Annotated in this window: 16 protein-coding genes and 1 pseudogene; 12 read left to right on the top strand and 5 right to left on the bottom strand. The window is 66.3% G+C overall.

The window, feature by feature from the left end; translation table 11 throughout:
• Nucleotides 1–191: 191 nt before the first annotated feature.
• Complete coding sequence (gene acs, locus ACCQ00_RS20265; protein ID WP_372354014.1) at nt 192–2,135, bottom strand: acetate--CoA ligase; 1,944 nt, start codon at nt 2,133–2,135, stop codon at nt 192–194.
• A gap of 296 nt (nt 2,136–2,431) precedes the next feature.
• Here acs and ACCQ00_RS20260 point away from each other — a divergent pair, with 296 nt between their 5' ends.
• The 6 genes and pseudogenes from ACCQ00_RS20260 to ACCQ00_RS20235 all read left to right on the top strand — a co-directional run bounded on the left by ACCQ00_RS20260 (nt 2,432) and on the right by ACCQ00_RS20235 (nt 9,370).
• Complete coding sequence (locus ACCQ00_RS20260) at nt 2,432–3,814, top strand: DcaP family trimeric outer membrane transporter (protein WP_039567263.1); 1,383 nt, start codon at nt 2,432–2,434, stop codon at nt 3,812–3,814.
• A gap of 87 nt (nt 3,815–3,901) precedes the next feature.
• Complete coding sequence (locus tag ACCQ00_RS20255) at nt 3,902–4,219, top strand: DUF485 domain-containing protein (RefSeq protein WP_039567262.1); 318 nt, start codon at nt 3,902–3,904, stop codon at nt 4,217–4,219.
• Nucleotides 4,216–5,943 (top strand): cation acetate symporter, encoded by a 1,728-nt coding sequence (locus tag ACCQ00_RS20250; protein ID WP_017156032.1) that lies wholly within the window; start codon nt 4,216–4,218, stop codon nt 5,941–5,943. The genes ACCQ00_RS20255 and ACCQ00_RS20250 overlap by 4 nt, the downstream gene beginning before the upstream one ends.
• Nucleotides 5,944–6,536: 593 nt before the next feature.
• Entirely contained in the window at nt 6,537–7,547 is a 1,011-nt protein-coding gene (locus ACCQ00_RS20245; RefSeq protein ID WP_080948774.1) for a glycerophosphodiester phosphodiesterase family protein, read from the top strand.
• A gap of 68 nt (nt 7,548–7,615) precedes the next feature.
• A pseudogene (locus ACCQ00_RS20240) lies at nt 7,616–8,500 on the top strand (peptidylprolyl isomerase).
• A 162-nt stretch (nt 8,501–8,662) separates the two neighbouring features.
• Entirely contained in the window at nt 8,663–9,370 is a 708-nt protein-coding gene (locus tag ACCQ00_RS20235) for a hypothetical protein (RefSeq protein ID WP_039567258.1), read from the top strand.
• 32 nt (nt 9,371–9,402) lie between these two features.
• On the opposite strand, the gene ACCQ00_RS20230 is transcribed toward ACCQ00_RS20235, so the two are convergent.
• Nucleotides 9,403–10,545, bottom strand: coding sequence for an ROK family protein (locus ACCQ00_RS20230; RefSeq protein WP_039567257.1), 1,143 nt, complete (start codon nt 10,543–10,545; stop codon nt 9,403–9,405).
• Nucleotides 10,546–10,908: 363 nt separating this feature from the next.
• Between ACCQ00_RS20230 and xth the strand changes: the two genes are divergently transcribed.
• Together xth and ACCQ00_RS20220 are read left to right on the top strand one after the other, a co-directional pair.
• Nucleotides 10,909–11,688, top strand: a complete 780-nt coding sequence (xth, locus tag ACCQ00_RS20225; protein ID WP_008575976.1) for an exodeoxyribonuclease III — start codon at nt 10,909–10,911, stop codon at nt 11,686–11,688.
• A complete protein-coding gene (locus ACCQ00_RS20220) occupies nt 11,685–12,122 on the top strand; it encodes a GFA family protein (RefSeq protein ID WP_039567253.1) in 438 nt (145 codons plus the stop codon). Before xth ends, ACCQ00_RS20220 begins: the two co-directional genes overlap by 4 nt.
• A gap of 61 nt (nt 12,123–12,183) precedes the next feature.
• On the opposite strand, the gene ACCQ00_RS20215 is transcribed toward ACCQ00_RS20220, so the two are convergent.
• Entirely contained in the window at nt 12,184–12,435 is a 252-nt protein-coding gene (locus ACCQ00_RS20215) for a GlsB/YeaQ/YmgE family stress response membrane protein (protein WP_005914591.1), read from the bottom strand.
• 126 nt (nt 12,436–12,561) lie between these two features.
• Here ACCQ00_RS20215 and ACCQ00_RS20210 point away from each other — a divergent pair, with 126 nt between their 5' ends.
• Nucleotides 12,562–13,158, top strand: coding sequence for a 4'-phosphopantetheinyl transferase family protein (locus ACCQ00_RS20210; protein ID WP_039567250.1), 597 nt, complete (start codon nt 12,562–12,564; stop codon nt 13,156–13,158).
• An 18-nt stretch (nt 13,159–13,176) separates the two neighbouring features.
• Here the strand turns inward: ACCQ00_RS20210 and ACCQ00_RS20205 are convergent, their stop codons facing one another.
• Complete coding sequence (locus ACCQ00_RS20205; RefSeq protein WP_039567248.1) at nt 13,177–14,748, bottom strand: alkaline phosphatase D family protein; 1,572 nt, start codon at nt 14,746–14,748, stop codon at nt 13,177–13,179.
• A gap of 169 nt (nt 14,749–14,917) precedes the next feature.
• Entirely contained in the window at nt 14,918–16,546 is a 1,629-nt protein-coding gene (locus ACCQ00_RS20200; RefSeq protein WP_039567245.1) for an alkaline phosphatase D family protein, read from the bottom strand.
• Between the two features lie 340 nt (nt 16,547–16,886).
• Here ACCQ00_RS20200 and rsmG point away from each other — a divergent pair, with 340 nt between their 5' ends.
• From rsmG to ACCQ00_RS20185, 3 genes are all read left to right on the top strand, one after another.
• Nucleotides 16,887–17,525: a 16S rRNA (guanine(527)-N(7))-methyltransferase RsmG gene (gene rsmG, locus ACCQ00_RS20195; protein ID WP_039584097.1), complete on the top strand. Its 639-nt coding sequence runs from the start codon at nt 16,887–16,889 to the stop codon at nt 17,523–17,525.
• A 909-nt stretch (nt 17,526–18,434) separates the two neighbouring features.
• Nucleotides 18,435–20,252 carry a DUF885 domain-containing protein gene (locus ACCQ00_RS20190; protein ID WP_039571625.1) on the top strand — a complete coding sequence of 606 codons (1,818 nt, stop codon included), beginning with the start codon at nt 18,435–18,437 and terminating at the stop codon, nt 20,250–20,252.
• A 488-nt stretch (nt 20,253–20,740) separates the two neighbouring features.
• A complete protein-coding gene (locus ACCQ00_RS20185; RefSeq protein WP_017154871.1) occupies nt 20,741–21,124 on the top strand; it encodes a DUF2946 family protein in 384 nt (127 codons plus the stop codon).
• Nucleotides 21,125–21,133: the final 9 nt, after the last annotated feature.

Raw genomic sequence — 21,133 nt, 5'->3', positions numbered from 1 at the left:
CACACGACAACAAAAGAAGTAACGAACGAATTGAGTGGGGCGGCGTTGGAGGAAATCAGTTGACGACGATGGCAGCGCAGCAAGGAGATTCGCTTCCGACGAATCCCCATCCCCATCCCCCTCTCAGCAACCAGGGAACCGCTCTGCCGATTCCCCACTCCCGATTCTCCATTCCCACGCGCGCCAGCGCGTCAGCGCGCCAGGCGCTCGTTGACCAGCGAATCCACCACCGACGGATCTGCCAGCGTGGAGGTGTCGCCAAGCTGGTCGGGCGCGTTCTCGGCGATCTTGCGCAGGATGCGGCGCATGATCTTGCCCGAGCGGGTCTTGGGCAGGCCCGGCGCCCACTGCAGGTGGTCGGGCGAGGCGATCGGGCCGATCTCCTTGCGCACCCAGCTCACCAATTCCTTGTGCAGGTCCTCGCTCGGGGTTTCGCCGGCGATCAGGGTGACATAGGCATAGATGCCCTGGCCCTTGACGTCATGCGGGAAGCCCACCACGGCCGCTTCGGCGACCTTTGGGTGCGAGACCAGCGCGCTTTCCACTTCGGCGGTGCCGATGCGGTGCCCGGAGACGTTGATCACATCGTCCACGCGGCCGGTGATCCAGTAGTAGCCGTCGGCATCGCGACGGCAGCCGTCGCCGGTGAAGTAGCTGCCCGGATAGGTGCGGAAGTAGGTGTCGATGAAGCGCTGGTGGTCGCCATACACGCTACGCATCTGGCCCGGCCAGGAATCGAGCAGCACCAGGTTGCCTTCAGTGGCGCCTTCCAGGATCTTGCCTTCGGCATCGACCAGCGCCGGCTGCACGCCGAAGAACGGCAAGGTGGCCGAGCCTGGCTTGAGATCGACCGCGCCGGCCAGCGGCGAAATCAGGATGCCGCCGGTTTCGGTCTGCCACCAGGTGTCCACGATCGGGCAACGACTGTCGCCGACCACCTCGTAATACCAGCGCCAGGCTTCTGGATTGATCGGCTCGCCAACGCTGCCAAGCAGGCGCAGGCTCTTGCGCGAGGTCTTCTTGACCGGCTCGGAGCCGTCGCGCATCAGTGCGCGAATCGCAGTGGGTGCGGTGTAGAAGATGCTGACCTGGTGCTTGTCGATCACTTCCCAGAAGCGCGAGACGGTCGGGTAATTGGGCACGCCTTCGAACATCACCGCGGTGGCGCCATTGGCCAGCGGGCCGTAGACGATGTAGCTGTGGCCGGTGACCCAGCCCACGTCGGCGGTGCACCAATAGATGTCGTCCTCGCGCAGGTCGAACACCACTTCATGCGTGTAGCTGGCAAACAACAGATAGCCGGCGGTGGTGTGCAACACGCCCTTGGGTTTGCCGGTGGAGCCGGAGGTATAGAGGATGAAGAGCGGGTCTTCGGCGTTCATGCGCTCGGGCGTGCACTCGGCCGGCTGGCCGTCGACCACGTCGTGGAACCAGCGATCGCGCGGTGCCTGCATATCCACTGCGCCACCGGTATGACGCACCACCAGCATGGTTTCCACCGTATTGGTGCCGGGAATCTTCAGTGCTGCATCGACATTGGCCTTGAGCGGAATCTTCTTGCCGCCACGCAGGCCTTCGTCGGCGGTGATGATCAGCTTGCTCTGGCAGTCGATCACGCGGTCGGCGATCGAGTTGGCAGCAAAGCCGCCGAACACCACCGAATGCACCGCACCGATGCGCGCGCAGGCCAGCATGGCCACGGCGGCGTCGACGATCATCGGCAGGTAGATGGTGACCCGGTCGCCCTTCTTGACGCCCAGGTTGCGCAGCGCATTGCCCAGCTTGCACACGCGTTCATAGAGCTCGCGATAGGACACCGGGTACGAGGCCGCGTCCGGGCTGTCGGGTTCGAACAGCAGCGCGGTCTTGTCGCCGCGCGTGGCCAGCTGGCGGTCCAGGCAATTGACGCTGGCGTTGAGCTCGCCATCGCCGAACCAGCGGATGTGGAAGTCGTCCAGCGCATAGCTGACGTCCTTGATCTGGGTCGGTTGCTTGAACCACTCCAGCCGCTGCGCGGCCTTGCCCCAGAACTGTTCGGGGTGTTCGATCGATTCGCGGTACAGCGCGGCGTACTGCTCGCGCGTCACGCGCGCATCGGCGGCGAACGCGGGATCGACGGGATAAACATCAGCCATGGCACCCTCACTTGCGATGAACTTGTCGGAAGAGGGCGTTGCGGCTGCCCTCGGTAGGCAATCAGTGTGCCGCATCCATTCTGTCCCGGCGGTCAACGGCGCCTTAGACCATGGTCGTAACCCGGATGAGTGGGGCAACGCACATGCCAGGCGTGATGCGGTGCGACCATCGGTCATCTTGCGGAATGCTGCGTTGCAGCTACGACCAAAGGCGAATAGGCTCCGAAGCGCGGACTGCCTCACGCTCCGCACAGCATCGCCATCAAGCGCGAGGCCTTCATTGGGGAGAGGGTTCCATGAAACACCGTATTGCACCGCTGGTGCGCCATCCGTTGGCGGCCGCCTTGTTGGTCGCCACCTTATCGCCGGGCGCTGCGTTCGCCCAGACGTCCAAGGAAAAGGCACTGGAAGCGCGCATCGCCGAGCTCGAGCGTCAGGTCCAGATGCTGGTGTCCGCGCAGCAACAGCAGCAGGGCCAGATCGCGCAGACGCAGACGCAGGTCACCGAAGTGCGTACCTTGCAGGCGCAGACGCCGCCGGCACCGGCGGTGCCTGCCGGCAAGAAGCCGATCCAGCTGACCAGCATCACGCCGAACGCGTTGCCGGGGACAACGTTCCGTTACGGTGGTTTCATCAAGGCCGACTTCATGACCACCCGCACCAGCGACGGCGCACTGCCTGAGGGTGCGGTGGGACGTTACCTGTATATCCCGACGCAGACGCCGGTCGGCGGGCAGGCGTCCAGCACCGATACCGACTTCCACGCCAAGTTCTCGCGCTTCAATCTGGGCGTAGACACTGTCACCGAAAACGGCGACAAGCTCACCGCCTTCATCGAACTGGATTTCTTCGGCAACGCGCTGGCCAACCAGGTCAACAATCTGTATGGCGGCACCTTGCGGCACGCCTACATGAGCTGGAACAACTGGCTGGCCGGTCAGACCTGGTCCAACTTCATCGATCCCACCATCCTGCCGGAAGCGGCCGACATCGTCGGGCCGACCGACGGTGCGTTGTTCAGCCGTCAGACCCAGATCCGGTACACCCGCGGCGCTTTCAGCGTGTCGGCCGAAAACCCCGAGACGCTGACCACCCCGTACCAGGGCGGCAATACCATCCTGGCCTCCGACCATGGCGCGATGCCGGACCTGACCGCACGCTACAACTGGAAGGGCACCTGGGGCACCTTCGGGTTGTCGGCCATCGCGCGCCAGTACCGCACCCGCAGCGCGCTGACCAACGACACCGACTTCGGCGGTGCCATCGCCGGCGGCGGCCGCTGGATCATCAACTCCAAGAACGATCTGCGTTACCAGCTCAGCTACGGCGAGGGCCTGGGACGCTATCTGGGCCTGGGCAACGGCTCGGATGTGGAGATCGACATCGACGGCAATATCCAGACCGTCACCACGGTTGCCGGTTGGGTGGCCTGGCGGCACGACTACAACGCCAAGCTGCGCAGCACCCTCATGTATTCGCAGGTGAATTACGACCATTCGCTGGCCAATACCGGTGGGCTTGCCAGCAAGTCCCAGCAAAGCATTCGCGCCAACGTGTTCTATTCGCCGTTGCCGAAGGTGGATGTGGGCGCCGAGCTGATGTACGGCCGTCGCGAAGCCGAAAACGGCGACAGCGGCGACATCTCGCGTCTGCAGTTCACCACCAAGTACAGCTTCTAGCGTTCTGCCACTGGCGGCCTGTTCCACTGCGGTGGAACGGGCATCGCCGCCTTCATGTCTTACCAGCGCTCTACCAGGAGACAGACCATGACCGTCTCGAATGACGCGTTGATCGCCAAGATCGATGCCAATCCGAAGTACCACGCACTCAAGCGTCAGCGCAATACGCTGGGCTGGACGCTCACCGTACTGATGTTGCTGGCCTATTACGGCTACATCGGCCTGATTGCCTTCGACAAGGAATTCCTCGCCAAGCCGATCGGTGCCGGGGTGACCTCGATCGGCATCCCGATCGCGATCGGGGTGATGTTGTTCACCATCGTCATCACCGCCATCTACGTGCGTCGCGCCAACAACACCTACGACCAGCTGACCGCGCAGATCCTGGAGGAAGCCCGCAAATGAGCAAGACTTCGCGCCTTCTCCTGATCCTGGCCGGCCTGATGCCTGCCGGCATCGCGCTGGCCGCCGGCGGCGACCTGGGCCAGGTCGACAAGCAGCCCACCAACTGGGTGGCGATCGCCATGTTCGGATTCTTCGTGCTGGCCACCCTGTGGATCACCAAATGGGCAGCGGCCAAGACCAAGTCGGCCGCTGACTTCTATACCGCTGGCGGTGGCATCACCGGTTTCCAGAACGGCCTGGCGATCGCCGGCGACTTCATGTCGGCGGCCTCGTTCCTGGGCATCACCGCCGCGGTGATGGCCAACGGCTACGACGGCCTGATCTATGCGATCGGCTTTCTGGTCGGCTGGCCCATCCTGACCTTCCTGATGGCCGAACGCTTGCGCAACCTCGGCAAGTACACCTTCGCCGACGTGGCCGGTTACCGCTTCGCGCCGACGGCGATCCGCAGCTTCGCGGCGTCCGGCACGTTGGTGGTGGTGCTGTTCTACCTGATCGCACAGATGGTGGGTGCCGGTGCGCTGATCAAGTTGCTGTTCGGCCTGGACTACTGGGTGGCGGTGACCCTGGTCGGCGTGCTGATGATGATCTACGTGTTGTTCGGCGGCATGACCGCAACCACCTGGGTGCAGATCATCAAGGCCGTGCTGCTGCTGACCGGCGTGACCTTCATGGCCGTGGCGATCATGTGGCATTTCAACTTCAGCTTCGAGGCGCTGTTTGCCGAAGGCGTACGGGTGAAGACCGCGGTCGCGGCCAGCGGTGGCGCTTCGCCCGAGGATGCGGCGAAAGCAGGCCTGTCGATCATGGGGCCAGGCGGTTTCGTCAAGGACCCGATTTCGGCGATTTCCTTCGGCATGGCGCTGATGTTCGGTACCGCCGGCCTGCCGCACATCCTGATGCGCTTCTTCACCGTTCCCGATGCCAAGCAGGCACGCAAGTCGGTGCTGTGGGCCACCACCTGGATCGGCTACTTCTACATCCTGATCTTCATCATCGGCTTCGGTGCGATCGCGCTGGTGCTGACCAATCCGCAGTTCGCCGATGTTGCCACCGGCACCATCCACGGCGGCAAGGGTGCGGCCAACATGGCGGCGGTACTGGTCGGTAACGCGGTGGGCGGCAACGTGTTCATGGGCTTCATCTCGGCAGTGGCCTTCGCCACCATCCTGGCGGTGGTGGCCGGCCTGACCCTGTCCGGCGCGTCGGCGGTGTCGCATGACCTGTACGCCACGGTGATCAAGAAGGGCAACCCGGCACCGGGCTCCGAGCTCAAGGTCTCGCGTGCCACCACCCTGGTATTGGGCGTGATCGCCGTGCTGCTGGGCATCGTGTTCGAGAAGCAGAACGTGGCCTTCATGGTTTCGCTGGCCTTTGCCATCGCCGCCTCGGCCAACTTCCCGGTGCTGATCCTGTCGTTGCTGTGGAAGAACTGCACCACCCGCGGCGCGGTGGTGGGCGGTTTCCTCGGCCTGATCTCCTCGCTGGTGCTGACGATCCTGTCGCCGTCGGTGTGGGTGGACACGCTGGGCAATGCGGCCGGCTCGGCGCCGTTCCCGTACACCTCGCCGGCGCTGTTCTCGATGACGATTGGCTTTGTCGGCATCTGGTTGTTCTCGGTGCTGGATCGCAGCCCGCAGGCAGCCAATGAACGCGCCGCCTTCAAGGCGCAGCAGATCCGTGCCGAAACCGGCCTGGGTGCCAGTGGCGCTTCGGGTCACTGATAGATGGGTTGATGGTTGATGCGACCGCACAACGCCGGCCCAGTGCCGGCGTTGTGCGTTTTGGCGCCGCCGCCGCTGTGCTGGCGGCCCGGCCAGGGACGTGTGCGAGATACCCGCGCGGCCCTGGCCCAGGTGGCCGCGTGTTCGTGGTGGTGCGCGCGCGCACGCGCAGTGCCCTATGCAGGCCGAGCGCCGGCACTTCGTGGTTGTCCCGACGCCGGGAAACACATGCAGTAGACCCCGGCCGACACATGTTGGACATGTCTTTCGTTGCGTGCGCCATCGCTGCGCGCCGGTAGCAAACCGCCATCTGGTCGAAGAAATTAGGTCATGGAAAGTGACTAAGTTTTTCGCCAAGCCGACCGCCAAGTGCGGCCGGCTTGCGCTCCCTCGCGGCCATTGATCCGTTGAGCGAGTGTGCTGTCCGGCGAGTGCATCGATGGTGTCGACCCGTCGGTCCTTGTCGTTGGGGATGCACCTTCCTTCACTCTGGACAATGAGACATGACCACTTCCTGCGAGATTCATAGGCTGGCCCGTGCGTGCCGGCGCCTCGGAACGATTGCGTTATTTGCAGCGTTGCCACAGTGGGCGATGGCCGCCTGCGGCGACTCCAGCGCAACCAAAATGAACGCCATCCTGTTCAATGGCGCCGACAAGACCACGGTGCTGGCGCATCGCGGCCTATGGGGAAAATACGCCGGGATCGCCGATCTGCCGGAAAACTCGCGCGGCGCGTTGCAGGCTGCCAACGATCAATGCATGGATGGCGTGGAGCTGGACGTCAAGCTCACCAGCGATGGCGTGCCGGTCCTGTTGCACGACTACAACCTTGGCCGCACCACCACCGTGTGGCAGCAGCATCCCGGCGTCAAATACGACCCGATCACCAACCAGGGCGTGAACCCATCGGTGCTGGTGACACCCTGGTCGCAGGTCAGCGCGCTGTTCCTGCTGAGCCCGGACCGCAACACCATTACCGGCTATCACGTGCCGCGCGTCGATGACGTGTTCGCCTATTACAAGCAGCACAACCTGCGCACTCCGATGGTGTTCGACATCAAGGATGCGGCGACGGTACGCGCTGTCCGCAAAGCGGCGGAAGGCGCGTTCGGTGTGGCCTCCGGCAGCTATGTCGCCGCCAAGGTCAATGCAACGCTGTACACCAGTCGCGATGCCTACCGTGCCGACGGTAGCGGCATGGTCGGCATTCCGGTGTTCACCACCAACATGCTCGGCAAGATCAACGTGCGCCAGACGATCTCGGCGTGGATGAACGACGGCCAGCAGACGATGGAGATCAACGTCAAGCAGCTCGGTGGCTTGTTGCAGAGCGATGCCGACTTCATTCGTGAGCGCGGTTATCGCGTCGGTGTATTCCAGGCCATTCCCGATGGACCGTATGCCGGCAAGTTCTATCAAAACAGCGGTGCCTGCTGCTATGCCTTGTCGGATCTGTATTTCTCCTACTCCGGTGGCCGAGACACCGCCGACAATCGCGGCAACCTGGATTTCATCGTGCGCGACGAGGCATTCGGCCTGATCACCACCGATGACCCGAAGGCCGCCATCGCCTATTTGCGTGCGCGCGGCAAGCACGAATAACGCGTGCATCTGGCCGACCCGACGGCGGCGCTGACCGCCGTCGGGTCTTGTCTAACGGAGGTTGTCGTATGGTGTCCACACGTTTGTTGCTCGCTGCGCTAGCGGTGAGCCTGATCTTCTGCGTGGCAGCGGCGCAGGCCGGCGCTGCCGTATCCGATGTACGCAGTCACCAGGCAACGGTGCTGCAGATCGGCAAGCAAGCGCTCGATGCCCAGGAGTACCGCGTGCTTGCACTGGCTGGCTTGCCACAGGATTTCAATCCCGCCAGTGCAGCCGACCCGGAATTTGTGCGCGAATTCGCCGATCGCCTGTTGCTGGTGGAGCAGGCTCGGCGTGAGCATTTGCAGGACGACCCGGTCGTGGCCGCGCGCATACGTCAGGCGACCGATGCGATCCTGGCCAAGGCCGTGTAGACGCGTGCGCGCGAAAGCGCGCAGATCGATGCGTCGCAGATCAAAGCGCAGTTCGATGCGCATCCCCACGATTACGATGAAGTGCACTTGAGCCATTTGTTCGTGGCGTTGAAGCCGCAGGGCGCCGCGCGGCGTGGGACGCCCCTGACCGATGCTCAGGCGCTTGCCCGGGCGCAGCGCCTCAAGCAACAGCTGGAGTCCGGCACACCGTTTGCCGAACTGGCGATGCGGCAGTCCGACGATGCCAGTACTGCGGCCGAAGGCGGCGAACTGTCGCCGATGTTTCTGCGCAATGTGGCGGACGCGTTCGTCGCGCCGGTGCAGGACCTGGCGGTGGGGCAGGTGTCGGCGCCGGTACGTGGCGCGGAGGGTTACCACCTGATCCGTGTCGATGCGCGGCGACCGGCAACCCTGGACAGCGCACGCGGACAGATCGAAGTGCAATTGCGCGACGAGGCGGCTGCCAACGCATTGGAGCAATTGCGTCAGGCCAATCCGGTGCGTTTCGATCGCGCCGCGCTGGAAGCGGCACTGCGTTGAGGGGGCCATGACAAGCCAAGTGCATACCGTGCATGCATCTGGCGAGCGGCCAACTTGGCCGAGCTGGGGCCTGCGTGTCGCGGTCATGGTATTGCTGGCGTGCAGCGCGTGGTGGCTGTGCGCGTTGCATGCTTCAGCCCCCGGCACGTGCAGGATAAATCGATGATGCCAGGCACGCCTCCGGTCGCGGCCCGATCGCGCCAGCGATCGGACAACATCTCGCGCAGCCTGTTCGATACTGCCATGCAGCAACTCGCCTGCCGCGAACGTCAGCACCAACAGGCTGCGCAGATCGCGCGCGGTGGGGTGATGGTCGCAGGGTTGCCTGGTCGGGCCGGATGCGTGGCAGACACGCCCTTGCAGATCGAGGCGATGCTACGGACCGCCGCCGCGCGTGGCGACGCGGCTGCCCAGCGCTATCTGCTGGCGCAACGCGCTGCCGACCTGATGCAGCGTGCTGTGGCGGCCGCGCCTGCAGGCACGCAGCCAACGTTGTCGCCGGATGCAGAGCGCGAGGTGGCTGTCATCGTGAGCGAGCTGGAGGCGCTGGCATTGGCAGGTCACCGCGATGCCATCGATACCCTGGCGCAGGTGGTGGAATCGCCGCTGCTGCATGCGCCCGACCCGGTGTATGCAGCGGCGTGGCGACTGGCTGCACGCCAGCCGCCGGGGCAGCTGCTGGATGCAACTGCGCCGCTGCAGGCCGAAGACGAGATGTTGGACGCGCTTACTCAACAGCAGCAGCAACAGGCACGCGGTTTGGCGATGGAATTGTTCGACGATTGCTGCCGCCATCTGCCGCTACTACGAAATGACGGTAGCGCTTCGGCTCACCGGGGAACGCATCTCTCTTCGCAGCAAGGACGCTAGCCGCGCCGGCCATGCGCGGGGCAGCGCCTCGCTCAGCCGAAATAACGCGCCTGCAACGGCAAGCTGGCCGCGCCAATCGCGCAGGCATCGGCAGGCGCCTCGGCCAGAAGCAGCACCGGCAGGCGCGCCTGGTCGCCGCGTGGCAGGGTGGCGATCTGCACTGCGGCGACCAGGCGTTGCGCCAGATCGCCCGGCAGGCGACCGCCGAACACGATGGCGTCGGGGTCGCACACGGCGGTGATGGCCGACACGATCGACACGACCCCAGGTACGCTGCCGGCAATCCAGCGCTCGATCGCCTCCCAGGCCGGATCGTAGGCCGCCAGCAGGCTGCGCACATCGGCAAACGCCAGGCCGTCTTCGGCCAGCAGTTCGCGCAGCACTTCCAGGGTGGCCGGCTCCCGCTGCGGCGCCGGCAAGATGTCGGCGAATGTGCCGGCGTTGCCACGTGCCCCACGCATCACCTGGCCATCGATGACCAGGCCGCCTCCCAGGCCGTCACCCACAGACAAATAGGCAAAGTCGCGATGGCGCCGGCCAACCCCCAGCATCGCTTCGCCGGCGGCGGCAACGCTGCCGTCGTTATCCATCCACACCGGTTGCCCGAACGCCTCGGCCAGCCACGGGCACAGTGCGATCTGGCCCAGGGCGCGCAGCGGTTGGGGCGGATGGATGAAGGCATCCTCGCCGGTGAAGTACCCGCCCAGCGCCACGCCGATGCCCAGGCGCGCGCCGGCTGTGTCCACGCGTGCCAGCAGCGCCGCATCGGCGGCCTGCAGTTGGGTGAGCACCCCGTACAACGTGGTGTCGGTCAGCGCGGCCTCGCTGCAGGCGAGCAGGGCACCGGAAAAATCCACCAGTGCCAGGGCCAGCGCATCGGCGGCGATGGAGATGCCCAACGTGTGCCCATGCGCCGGATTCAGCGACACCGCCACCCCGGGCTTACCGCGCCCGTGGCGTGCCACCACCTCGCCCATCTGCACCATGCCGCGCGCGTGCAGACCTTCGATCAGGCGCACCGCAGTCTGCATGGTCAAGCCGGTGCCACGGCTGAGGTCGGCACGGGTGAGTGCACCGGCCAGACGCAGGCGGTCAAGCATGTCGCGCTCGTTGCGGCTCAGGCTGGGAAAGGCAGGCGACTGCGGCGGCAATGCGACTGCGGCGGAGGACGGCATGGCTAGCGGTGTCATGGGGGTCGGGCAAGCTTACCCACATCAACCGGGAGGATTGCTTCACGCTAAGTGATTGAATTGGCGGCGGCTGTCCGGCGCAGGTGCCCGCTTCGCGCTTTCGGCGACGGCGGCGGTCGCCGGACTGGCAGCGCCACCGTTCGCGGGCAAGCGTGTCCGTTGCGCCGATCCAGTGCGCCAGCGCAATGGGCAGCACCGATAACGCGCACGGCCAGGACCGCACGCGCCTTCCCAACGACACAACCGCAGCGCGTGGCGGAATGCCCCGGTTCTGCCACGCCGGGCTCCACCGTCCTGAGGGCGACACATGGCGCGGTACCATTGGTGGTTTGAACCACGGTCCGCGCCATGAAGATTGCCTCCTGGAACGTCAACTCGCTCAATGTGCGCCTGCCGCACCTGCAACAGTGGCTCGCCGCGTTTGCGCCGGATGTGGTGGGCATCCAGGAAACCAAGCTGGAAGACCACAAGTTCCCCGATGCGGCGCTGGCGGCACTGGGCTACCGCAGCGTGTTCTGCGGGCAGAAAACCTATAACGGCGTGGCGATCCTGTCGCGCTCGCCGGCCGTTGACGTGCAGATGGGCATCCCCGGGCTCGACGACGTGCAGCAGCGCGTCATCGCCGCCACTGTGGATGGCGTGCGCATCATCAATCTGTATGTGGTCAACGGCCAGGACGTGGGCACCGACAAGTACGCCTACAAATTGCGCTGGCTCGCCGCAGCGCACGACTGGATCGCGCAGGAGCTGCAGCGGTACCCGCAGCTGGTGGTGCTGGGCGACTTCAACATCGCCCCGGATGCGCGCGACGTGCACGATGCGACGGTGTGGAACGAGCACCACATCCTCACTTCGACCGACGAGCGCGCCGCGTTGGACAAGCTGCTGGCGCTGGGCCTGCACGACGCATTCCGGTTGCACAACCAGGACGCCGAACACTTCAGCTGGTGGGATTACCGCCAGGCCGGTTTCCGCCGCAATCTGGGCCTGCGTATCGACCTGACCCTGGTGTCCGATGCCTTGCGCACGCGCGCGGTGGAATCGGGCATCGACCGCGAACCGCGGACCTGGGAGCGCCCCAGCGACCATGCGCCGGCGTGGGTGCGGCTGGCGGAGGTCGGCGCATGAGCGAGCGGCATCTGCGTCGTAGCACGCACAAGGTGGGCGATGTCACGCTGGGGCCGGTGCATCGCCTGAGTTGCCACTGCGGTGCAGTGCAGATCGATCTGGACCTGCCGCATGGCCTGCTCGATCCACGCCGCTGCGATTGCTCGATGTGTCGCCGTCGCGGCGCCATCGTCGCGTCGGTCATCCTCGATGGCCTGCATGTCGTGCAGGGCGAAGACGTGCTGCAGCTGTATCAATTCAACACGCAGACGGCAGCGCACTATTTCTGCGGCGTGTGCGGCATCTACACCCATCATCGGCGCCGCTCCAATCCCAACGAATACGGCTATAACGTCGGCTGCCTGGAGGGCGTCAATCCGTATGCGTTGAACATTGCCGTGCCGGTGGAAGACGGCGTGCATCATCCGGCCGATCGCATTGCCGCCAAAGGCTGAAACGACAACGCCCGGGCGGGCCCGGGCGTTGCATGACGCGAGAACTGTATGAGGCGCCGCGTTAGCGCAGGCGGCCGCGGGTCACCAGATTGACGATGGCCAGCAAAATCACCGCACCCACCAGCGACCACACGAAGGTCCACAGCGTGATGGCCTGGTTGATGCCGCCACCGAACAGGAAACCGGCGATCAATGCACCCACGATGCCGACCACCACATTGAGGATGATGCCCTGCTGCGCGTCGCGGCGCATGATGATGCTGGCCAGCCAACCCACGATGCCGCCGACGATTAACCAGATGATGATGCCCATGTTGCCGATCTCCCTGTTTGCGTGCACCGGAAGCGGTGCATGGGCGCCATTCAACGCAGCCGCGCGTGAAGCAGCTGTCGAGCGTGATGAACGCTGTGGCCGAATGTTCGGCTTGGTGCACGGCGCGTGACAGCGCACGCAAGTTGGCAGGTTGGCCCGGTGCAGCTGTGGCTACGCCCGCACCGCCCTGGCGATCGTGGCGAGCCGCAGGCACGTCAGCTGCTGGGCCCGGCGTTGGGCATCGATCCGGCAGTGGTGCCATTGCAGCGCGATGCACGCGGGCGTCCTTCGCTGCACGCCGCGCTACCCGACCGCGACACCGGCTGGAGCCATAGCGGCGAGTATCTGCTGGTGGGGCTGGGCCAAGGCGTGCGACTGGGCGTGGATCTGGAGCGCATTCGCGCGCGGCCGCGTGTGGTGGAAATCGCGCAACGCTTCTTTCATCCCGACGAGATCGCCTTGCTCGCTGCGCTGGCGCCGGATGCACAACACGCGTTGTTCTTCCGGCTGTGGTGCGCCAAGGAAGCCTTGCTCAAGGCCCATGGGCATGGCCTGTCGTTCGGCTTGCACCGGCTTGCGTATGCGCTCGCACCCGACGGCGCACTGCGCCTGCAGTGGTGCGATCCGGAACTCGGCCAGGCCGCACACTGGCAGCTGCACGAATGGTGGGCTGCTCCGGAGTGTCGCGCGGCGCTGGCGTTCCATCCGTTGGCGGGCGCGTAATCGGTCCGCAGCGTGGGCCTATGCCACGCCGTGCGGCAGAATCGGTTGACGGAACTGCGCCACCCCATCCAGGTCGCGCAGCGTCACCGTGAGCACGCCGCTGCGGCCATCGATGTCCACTTGGCCAAAGAACTGATAACCGGCCAGCGGCGAGGTGTTGGGCGCAGGTGGCGCTTTTTGGAACACCACGCTCGGGCCGAACGTGGCATCCAGCGCATTGGGCCCGAAACTGCCGGCATTGAGCGGGCCGCCGACAAATTCCCAGAACGGGTCGAACTGCTGAAACGCTGCGCGATCGGGGTGGTAGTAGTGTGCCGCGCAGTAATGCACGTCGGCGGTGAGCCACACCGTATTGCGGATGCGTGCGCGGCTGATGAAGCGCAGCAGCGTGGCGATTTCCTGTTCGCGGCCACGTGGCACGCCGGGGTCGCCATTGGCGATCGCTTCCCAGCGCGGACGCCCGTTTCCATCTTCGCCATCGGGCACCTGCAGGCCGATCGGCATGTCGGCGGCAATCACCTTCCATTGCGCGCGCGAGCCGGCCAGTTCGCGCTGCAACCACGCCAATTGCTCCGGCCCGAGAAACGCGGCATCGGGACCGGGCTGCGGTTGCAGGTTGTCGCTGTTGGCGCCGCGGTAACTGCGCATGTCCAGCACGAACACATCCAGCAGCGGGCCGTAGCTGATCTTGCGATAGATGCGCCCGCTGCCGTCGGCGCGCACGCCGCGCATCGGCGCGTATTCCAGGAACGCCTGGCGGGCGCGCCTGGCCAGCACATCGATATCGCGCACCTGGTAGCGCGCATCCACTTGCTTGCCGGGCGACCAATTGTTGGTGGTTTCGTGGTCGTCCCATTGCCACAGTTGCGGCACCTCGGCGTTGAAGCGGCGCACGTGTTCATCAAGCAGGTTGTAGCGATAGTTGCCGCGAAATTCGTCCAGCGTCTCGGCCACCTTGCTCTTGGCTGCGGTGGTGAGATTGCGCCAGCGCTTGCCGTCTTCCACCGTCAGCTCGGTGGGGATTGGGCTGTCGGCGTAGATGGTGTCGCCGCTGTGCAGGAAGAAATCCGGATTGCGCTCGCGCATCGCGCTGTAGATCCGCATGCCGCCGATGTCCGGATTGATGCCGAAGCCCTGGCCGACGGTGTCGCCGCTCCAGACAAAGCGCACATCGCCACGCGCCTGCGGGGCACTGCGCAGATGGCCGTGGACGGGTGCGCTCAACACGCCGCTGTCGGCATCTTCGAAGCGCACGCGATAGAAGATGTCCTGGTCGCGCGGCAGGCCGCTCAGGTCCGCACGTGCGGTGAAGTCGTGCGCCGCCGATGCGATCGTGCCGTCCACGCGCCGCGCCTGGCGCAGGCTTGGGCGGGTGTCCCATTCCACCCGCAGGCGCGCCGGGCGATCGGCACGGCTCCACAGCATCGCGCGGTCGTCCAGGACATCGCCGCTCTGCACGCCGTCGGTGATGGTTGGTCGCCCCGACGGCGCGGCCAGGCTGCGCGCAGACCAACCGGCAGTGGCCGGCAGCAACACACCGGCACCCAAGCCTTGCAGGATGCGGCGACGGGCGGGATCGGAGACGGTCATGCGTGTCCTTCAGGCGGCTGCGGCTGCGTGCAGGTGTAGCGCGGCCGTCTTACCGCCACGTGTCCGTGGCCCCCCTCGATCGTGTTAACACGATGGGCCGCACAGTGCGCCGCGACCAGGACGCCGCACGCCGCATCCTGGGGGCCGTGCGTTCGTGGCTATCGCAGCGTCAGGCCTCGACTGCGCCGGGCCTGCCGTCCTCCACCACGAAGCGCTTGGTCGTGGTCACCGTGGCGTTGCGGTCGCGCCGATCGGAGATGCCCTGCAGCCGCGTTTGCATCTGGCCCGGCGTGAGCGTCACCGACACGTAGCCACGCGTTTGCCCGTCCACGTAGTGCACATGCGGGTTGGCTGCCATGGTCGCGTGCAGTTCGGCATTGGGCTGGCCGTCAGAGGTGACCGAGGTGCCGACGAATTCGGTGGCCAGCGTTGCCGACGCGTCGTCGCCCGCATCGGCCTTCAGGTCGGTGACCCAGTACGAGTGGATGTCGCCGCCCCAGAACACCGGGTTGCGCAGGCGCGTGTTCGCAATTGCATCGAGCATGCGCTCGCGCGTGGCCGGGTAGCCGTCCCAGCCATCGGTCCAGTGCCCGACCACGCCGTCGCGCCCTGCCTGCCGCATCGGTGCCACCAGCAGATCCTGCGCAATGACGTTCCAGCGTGCTGGCGACTTCGCGAAGCCGCCCTGCAGCCAGCGCTCCTGCTCCCAGCCAAGCATGGTGCGCTGCGGGTCGGTGCGCTGGCGGCAACTGTCGGCCACCACATGGCCGCCACGCCAGCCATTGGCCTGCGGGCAGGGTTGCTCGCTGCGGTACTGGCGGCCATCGAGCACGTAAAAACGCGCCAGCTGGCCGTAATCGAACGACCGGTAGATGCGCATGTCCGCGCCGTGCGGGCGATGCCGCGCACGCAGCGGGAAATGTTCGTAGAAGGCGCGGTAGGCGGCAGCGCGCCGGGCCAGAAAGGTGTCGACCGGAATCGAGGGATCCTGCGACCAGCGATTGGCGTAATCGTTTTGTACCTCGTGGTCGTCCCAGGTCGCCACGCAGGCGCTGCCGGCGTGCAGCGCCTGCAGATCCGGGTCGGTGCGATACAGCGCATAGCGATTGCGGTAGCCGGCCAGATCCAGGCATTCGCCGCTGCCGTGCGGGCGCACGATCTTGTTCGCCGCCTCGCCGTGGTTGCTGTACTCGTAGATGTAATCGCCCAGGAAGAACACCAGGTCCGGCTGTTCCGCAGCCAGGTGGCGGTAGGCGCTGAAATATCCCAGCTCCCAGTGCGAGCAGGAGACGAATCCGAACCACGCTGTGTTCGGGGTCTGGTGCGCCGCCGGCAGGGTGCGCGCGCTGCCGATCGGGCTGCGCGCACCCAGCGCCTGGAAGCAGTACCAGTAAGGGCGATCGGCCGCCAGACCGGTGAGCTCCACGTGCACCGCGTGGCCCCAGGCAGGGCTGGCGACGGTCTCGCCCTGGCGCACGATGGTGCGCATCTGCGGGTCGCTGGCCACCTGCCAGCGCACCGGCACCGCGGCGTGCAGGCCGCCGCGTCCGTCCGGGTCCAAGGGACGCGGTGCCAGCCGCGTCCAAATCACGAAGCCATCGGCCAACGGGTCGCCGGCCGCCACGCCCAGGGTAAAGGGATCGGCACTGCCGGCGGCGCGTGCGAAAGGGCTGAGCAGCCCCGCCGCAGCCAGGCTGGCGCCAGCAATGAGTAGGCGCCGGCGGCTGCGATCCACGGCGGCAGGAGCGTTGTCGGAGGCGGGCAAAGGGACTGCGGAAGACGGGTTGATCAAGGACATGGGCACACGGGCGATCCGGCGAACGCGACCATAGTGCGACGGGCCGATGTCCGTTCAATGGCAGCGACACGGCTACCGCTGCCGGTGCAGGCTTGACTGCACTATCGATAGCGGACGGCGGATACGGGAAGTGCCGCGGCGGCGGATGATCCTGCCCACAGCGCTGCGCATGAGCCGGTGCAGCCGGGGTCTGTCGTGGCTGCAGGTCCTGCGCCAACGCCACGTCTGACGATCGTGCTGGGCAAGTTCACGTACGCCAGCGTCCTGTCCAAGCCCCGGGCATCGCCAACGCGCCCGACACGCCCGCACCTGCGCATCATCCAGCTGCGATAATTGCAGCATGAACGATGCCGCACTCGCCCCCGATGTTTCCGCCGCGCTCGAGCGTGGCCTGCAGGCCCAATCCCTGGACGCGGCGTTCGCCGCACCGCTGCTGCGCTACCTGGCCTTGCTGGTGCGCTGGAACAAGACCTACAACCTGACCGCCGTGCGCGACCCGCGCGAGATGGTCACCCGCCATCTGCTCGACTCGTTGGCCATGCAGCCCTATATCGCCAGCGGTACCCTGGCCGACCTGGGCACCGGCCCCGGCCTGCCTGGCATCCCGCTGGCGATCACCCGCCCGCAGCTGCAGGTGACGTTGGTGGAAAGCAACGGCAAGAAGGCGCGCTTCATGCGCGAGGCCTTGCGCCATCTGGAGCTGGGCAACGCCCGCGTGGCTGAATCCCGTGCCGAAGCGCTGGACGAGCCGGCTGCCTACGACCACCTCACTGCGCGCGCGCTGGACACGCTGGCCGGCATCATCGCCGTCGGCGGCCACCTGCTGCGCCCGGGCGGCAGTCTGTTGGCGATGAAGGGTGTGTACCCGCACGACGAAATCGCCGCATTGCCCGCCGGCTGGACGGTGGGCGAGGTGCATCCGCTGCAGGTCCCCGGCCTGGAGGGCGAGCGGCACCTGGTGGTGGTGCGCAAGGGCTGAGCCGTTCGGTCTTAAAGCGCCCTCACCCCAACCCTCTCCCGCAGGCGGGAGAGGGAGTGAACACCGCCCACGACAAGCGCACCGCATCTCTTCCCTGGCCGGGCAGGCCAACTCGCTTCCTCCGCCTGCGGGGGAAGGTGCCCGCAGGGCGGGTGGGGGCAGCCGGCGGCATTCCCGGCCACGCCAGGGCATCGACGCGCGCTCTGCCACAGGCGGCAGAGGGAGTGAACGGCATCCCCGACAAGCTCGGCGCCTGCCTTTGCTGGATAAGCACATCAGCCCCTTCCCCCGGCCCTCGACGAGCAGGCCAACTCGCTTCCCCCGCCTGCGGGGGAAGGTGCCCGCAGGGCGGGTGGGGGCAGCCGGCGGCATTCCCGGCCACGCCAGGGCATCGACGCGCGCTCTGCCACAGGCGGCAGAGGGAGTGAACAGCATCCCCGACAAGCTCGGCGCCTGCCTTTGCTGGATAACCACATCAGCCCCTTCCCCCGGCCCTCGACGAGCAGGCCAACTCCCTCCCCCGCCTGCGGGGGAAGGTGCCCGCAGGGCGGATGGGGGCAGCTGGCGGCATTTCCGGCCACGCCAGGGCATCGACGCGCGCTCTGCCACAGGCGGCAGAGGGAGTGAATAGCATCCCCGACAAGCTCGGCGCCTGCCTTTGCTGGATAAGTACATCAGCCCCTTCCCCCCGGCCCTCGACGAGCAAGCCAGCGTCCTTCCCCGCCTGCGGGGGAAGGTGCCCGCAGGGCGGATGGGGGCAGTCCCCCCTGACACGCCCGCCAATATCAGGGCAGCACCGACACCCCAGCCCATGCGCCTACGCCAGCCCGCGTTGGGACTTCCGGCCCATGGCAGCGCGGCCTAGGGCTGCGATGATCGGGCGTTCGCTCCAGATCAGGCATTCCGCACGTGACCTCTCCGCTCGCCACCGCCCTTGCGCTCGCCCTGCTGGGCGCAGGCTTCGCCGCCACCTCGGCGCAGGCCGCCACGCCTGCCGCCCCCGCCACGCTCACCGCCGAGGCGCCTGCCGACGCACGCTTCCGCGCCATTTACGAGAAAGAGTGGGCCTGGCGCCAGGCCGAGACCGGCCAGGCCGACGAAGACAGCGACACCACCGGCGACAACACCCATCTGCCCGATGTCAGCGCGGCCGCGCAGCAGGCGCGTCTGGCGGTCTGGGACGGCGTCCTCAAGCAGCTCGACGGCATCGACCCGAAGCAGCTCTCGCCCGCCAACCAGATCAACTTCGCCATCTACCGCCCGCAGGTGGAGAACCTGGCGGCCGAAGTGCGCCTGCGTGCCTACGAGATGCCGTTCAATTCGGACAGCTCGTTCTGGTCGAATCTGGGGTTCATGGCGCAGCGGCCGATGAAGACCGCTGCCGAGTACCGTGCCTACATCGCGCGCCTCAACGATGTGCCGCGCTATTTCGATCAGCAGACCGCCAACATGCGCGCCGGCCTGGCACGCGGATTCAGCGTGCCGCGCGCCGTGCTCGACGGGCGCGATGTCTCCATCGCCACCGTGGCCGATGTCAAAGACCCCACCGAATCCACCTTCTACGCGCCGTTCAAGCAGCTGCCTGCGCAGATCCCGGCGGCCGAGCAGGCGCAACTGCGCGAACAGGCCAAGGCCGCATTGCGCACCGCCGTCCTTCCGGCGTACAGCAAGCTGCTGACGTTCTTCCGCAACGACTACATGCCCAAGGCACGCACCACGCTGGCGGCCGAAGCATTGCCCGACGGCAAGGCGTTCTATCGCCAGCAAATCCGCGAATACACCACGCTGGAGCTGAGTCCCGAGCAGATCCACCAGATCGGCCTGGATGAAGTAGCGCGCATCCAGACCCAGATGAACGCCATCATCAAGCAGGTGGGTTTCAAGGGCAGCTTCGCGCAATTTTTGACCTTCCTGCGCACCGATCCGCAGTTCTACGCCAAGACCCCACAGGAGTTGCTCGAACGCGCCGCCTGGATCTCCAAGCGCGTGGACGGGCAGGTGGGCAAGTTCATCGGCACGCTGCCGCGCGGGCGCTTCACCATCAAGCCGGTGCCCGACGACATCGCGCCGTTCTGGACCGCCGGCCGCGGCGGCGCGACAACCTATTGGGTCAACACCTACAACCTGCCATCGCGGCCGCTGTACAACCTGCCGGCGCTGACCTTGCACGAGTCCTCGCCCGGCCATTCGCTGCAGGGGTCGCTGGCGCTGGAGCAGGGCGAGCAGCCGGCGTTCCGTCGCGAAAACTACATTTCCGCCTATGGCGAAGGCTGGGCGCTCTACACCGAAAAGCTCGGCCAGGAGATGGGCATCTACGAAACGCCGTACGAAGAATTCGGCCGGCTCACCTACGAGATGTGGCGCGCGTGCCGGCTGGTGATCGACACCGGTGTGCACCATGACGGCTGGACCCGCGAGCAGGCGCTGGCCTATCTGCGCGACCGCACCGCGCTCAGCGAGCACGAAGTCACCACCGAGGTTGATCGCTACATCTCCTGGCCCGGCCAGGCGCTGAGCTACAAGCTGGGCGAGATCACCATCGTCAAGCTGCGCGCCGAGGCAGAAAAGGAGCTGGGTGACCGCTTCGACATCAAGGCCTTCCACGATGTGGTGCTGCGCCAGGGCTCGGTCACCCTGCCGGTGCTGGAGCAGCAGGTGCGTGCCTTCATCGCCGAGAGCAAGGCACGCCCGATAGACGCCAAATCGGCCGGTCGCGCGGCGCCGTGATGTTGGGTCGCATTGCCGACCGCCGGCCAATCTTCTAGTGCGGTGAGGGCATCGCGCCCTCAGGGCCTTCGCGTTTGCTGCAGGATCCTTGCCCGCCCACCATCGCGGGACACGCCGCAAGACGTCCATGTAGGTTCCTTGGCGGCATTCATGCCGCCACGGGTCCCACGACGGTAGGCGGGCAAGGACCAGTCGCGTTGGCCGGTGTGCAGCGTTTTCAACAAGCAACCAGACCACGGGACGCGGCTCTCGCTCTTCAGTAAGAATCACCAGCCTACTATCTGGTGCGATGTCCTCGCCGCTTGCGGGACCGTTGGCGGCATGAACGCCGCCATCGAGCTCCCACGGACGGGTTCACCGCGTATCCCGCGAGCGGCGAGGGCACCGCGCGCTCGACGCACCGTGCTTGCAGAGTTCCCGAGCACACCCAAATAACACGCGCCGCCCATGCAATTGTGTAACCACCCCGGCCTCTATACGCTGCGCCCATGCTGCTCCGTCGCGCCCGCCTGTCGCACCCATTGCTCCGCCTGATGGCGTTGCTGGTGCTGGTCATGGGCGTGCTGGTCGCACCGGTCGCCTGCGCACTGGGCGATGTGCATGCGCTGGCGCACGACCAGGCCCACCTGGACGACACCGCACCGCATGGCCATGACGGTGCCGACGAAGGCGATGCCGGCGAACGCGACGGTGCCGGTTTGCTGCATGCCTTGATGCACAGCGGCTACTGCCACGGGCACAGCCCGGCCATGTTGCCGGCGTTGGCCTGGGGCCCGTTGCCTGCGCGCACGCACGGGCAGCCGCCCGTGCTGACCACCGCCTACCGCTCGCATCTGAGCGAGACCGGATTGCGTCCTCCGATCGCGGCCTGATGCATCGCC

This window comes from Xanthomonas sp. NCPPB 3761, assembly GCF_041475705.2.
Lineage (GTDB): Bacteria > Pseudomonadota > Gammaproteobacteria > Xanthomonadales > Xanthomonadaceae > Xanthomonas > Xanthomonas phaseoli.
The sequence above is the reverse complement of the archived record's forward strand: the minus strand, read 5'-3'. Positions and strand labels throughout refer to the sequence as shown.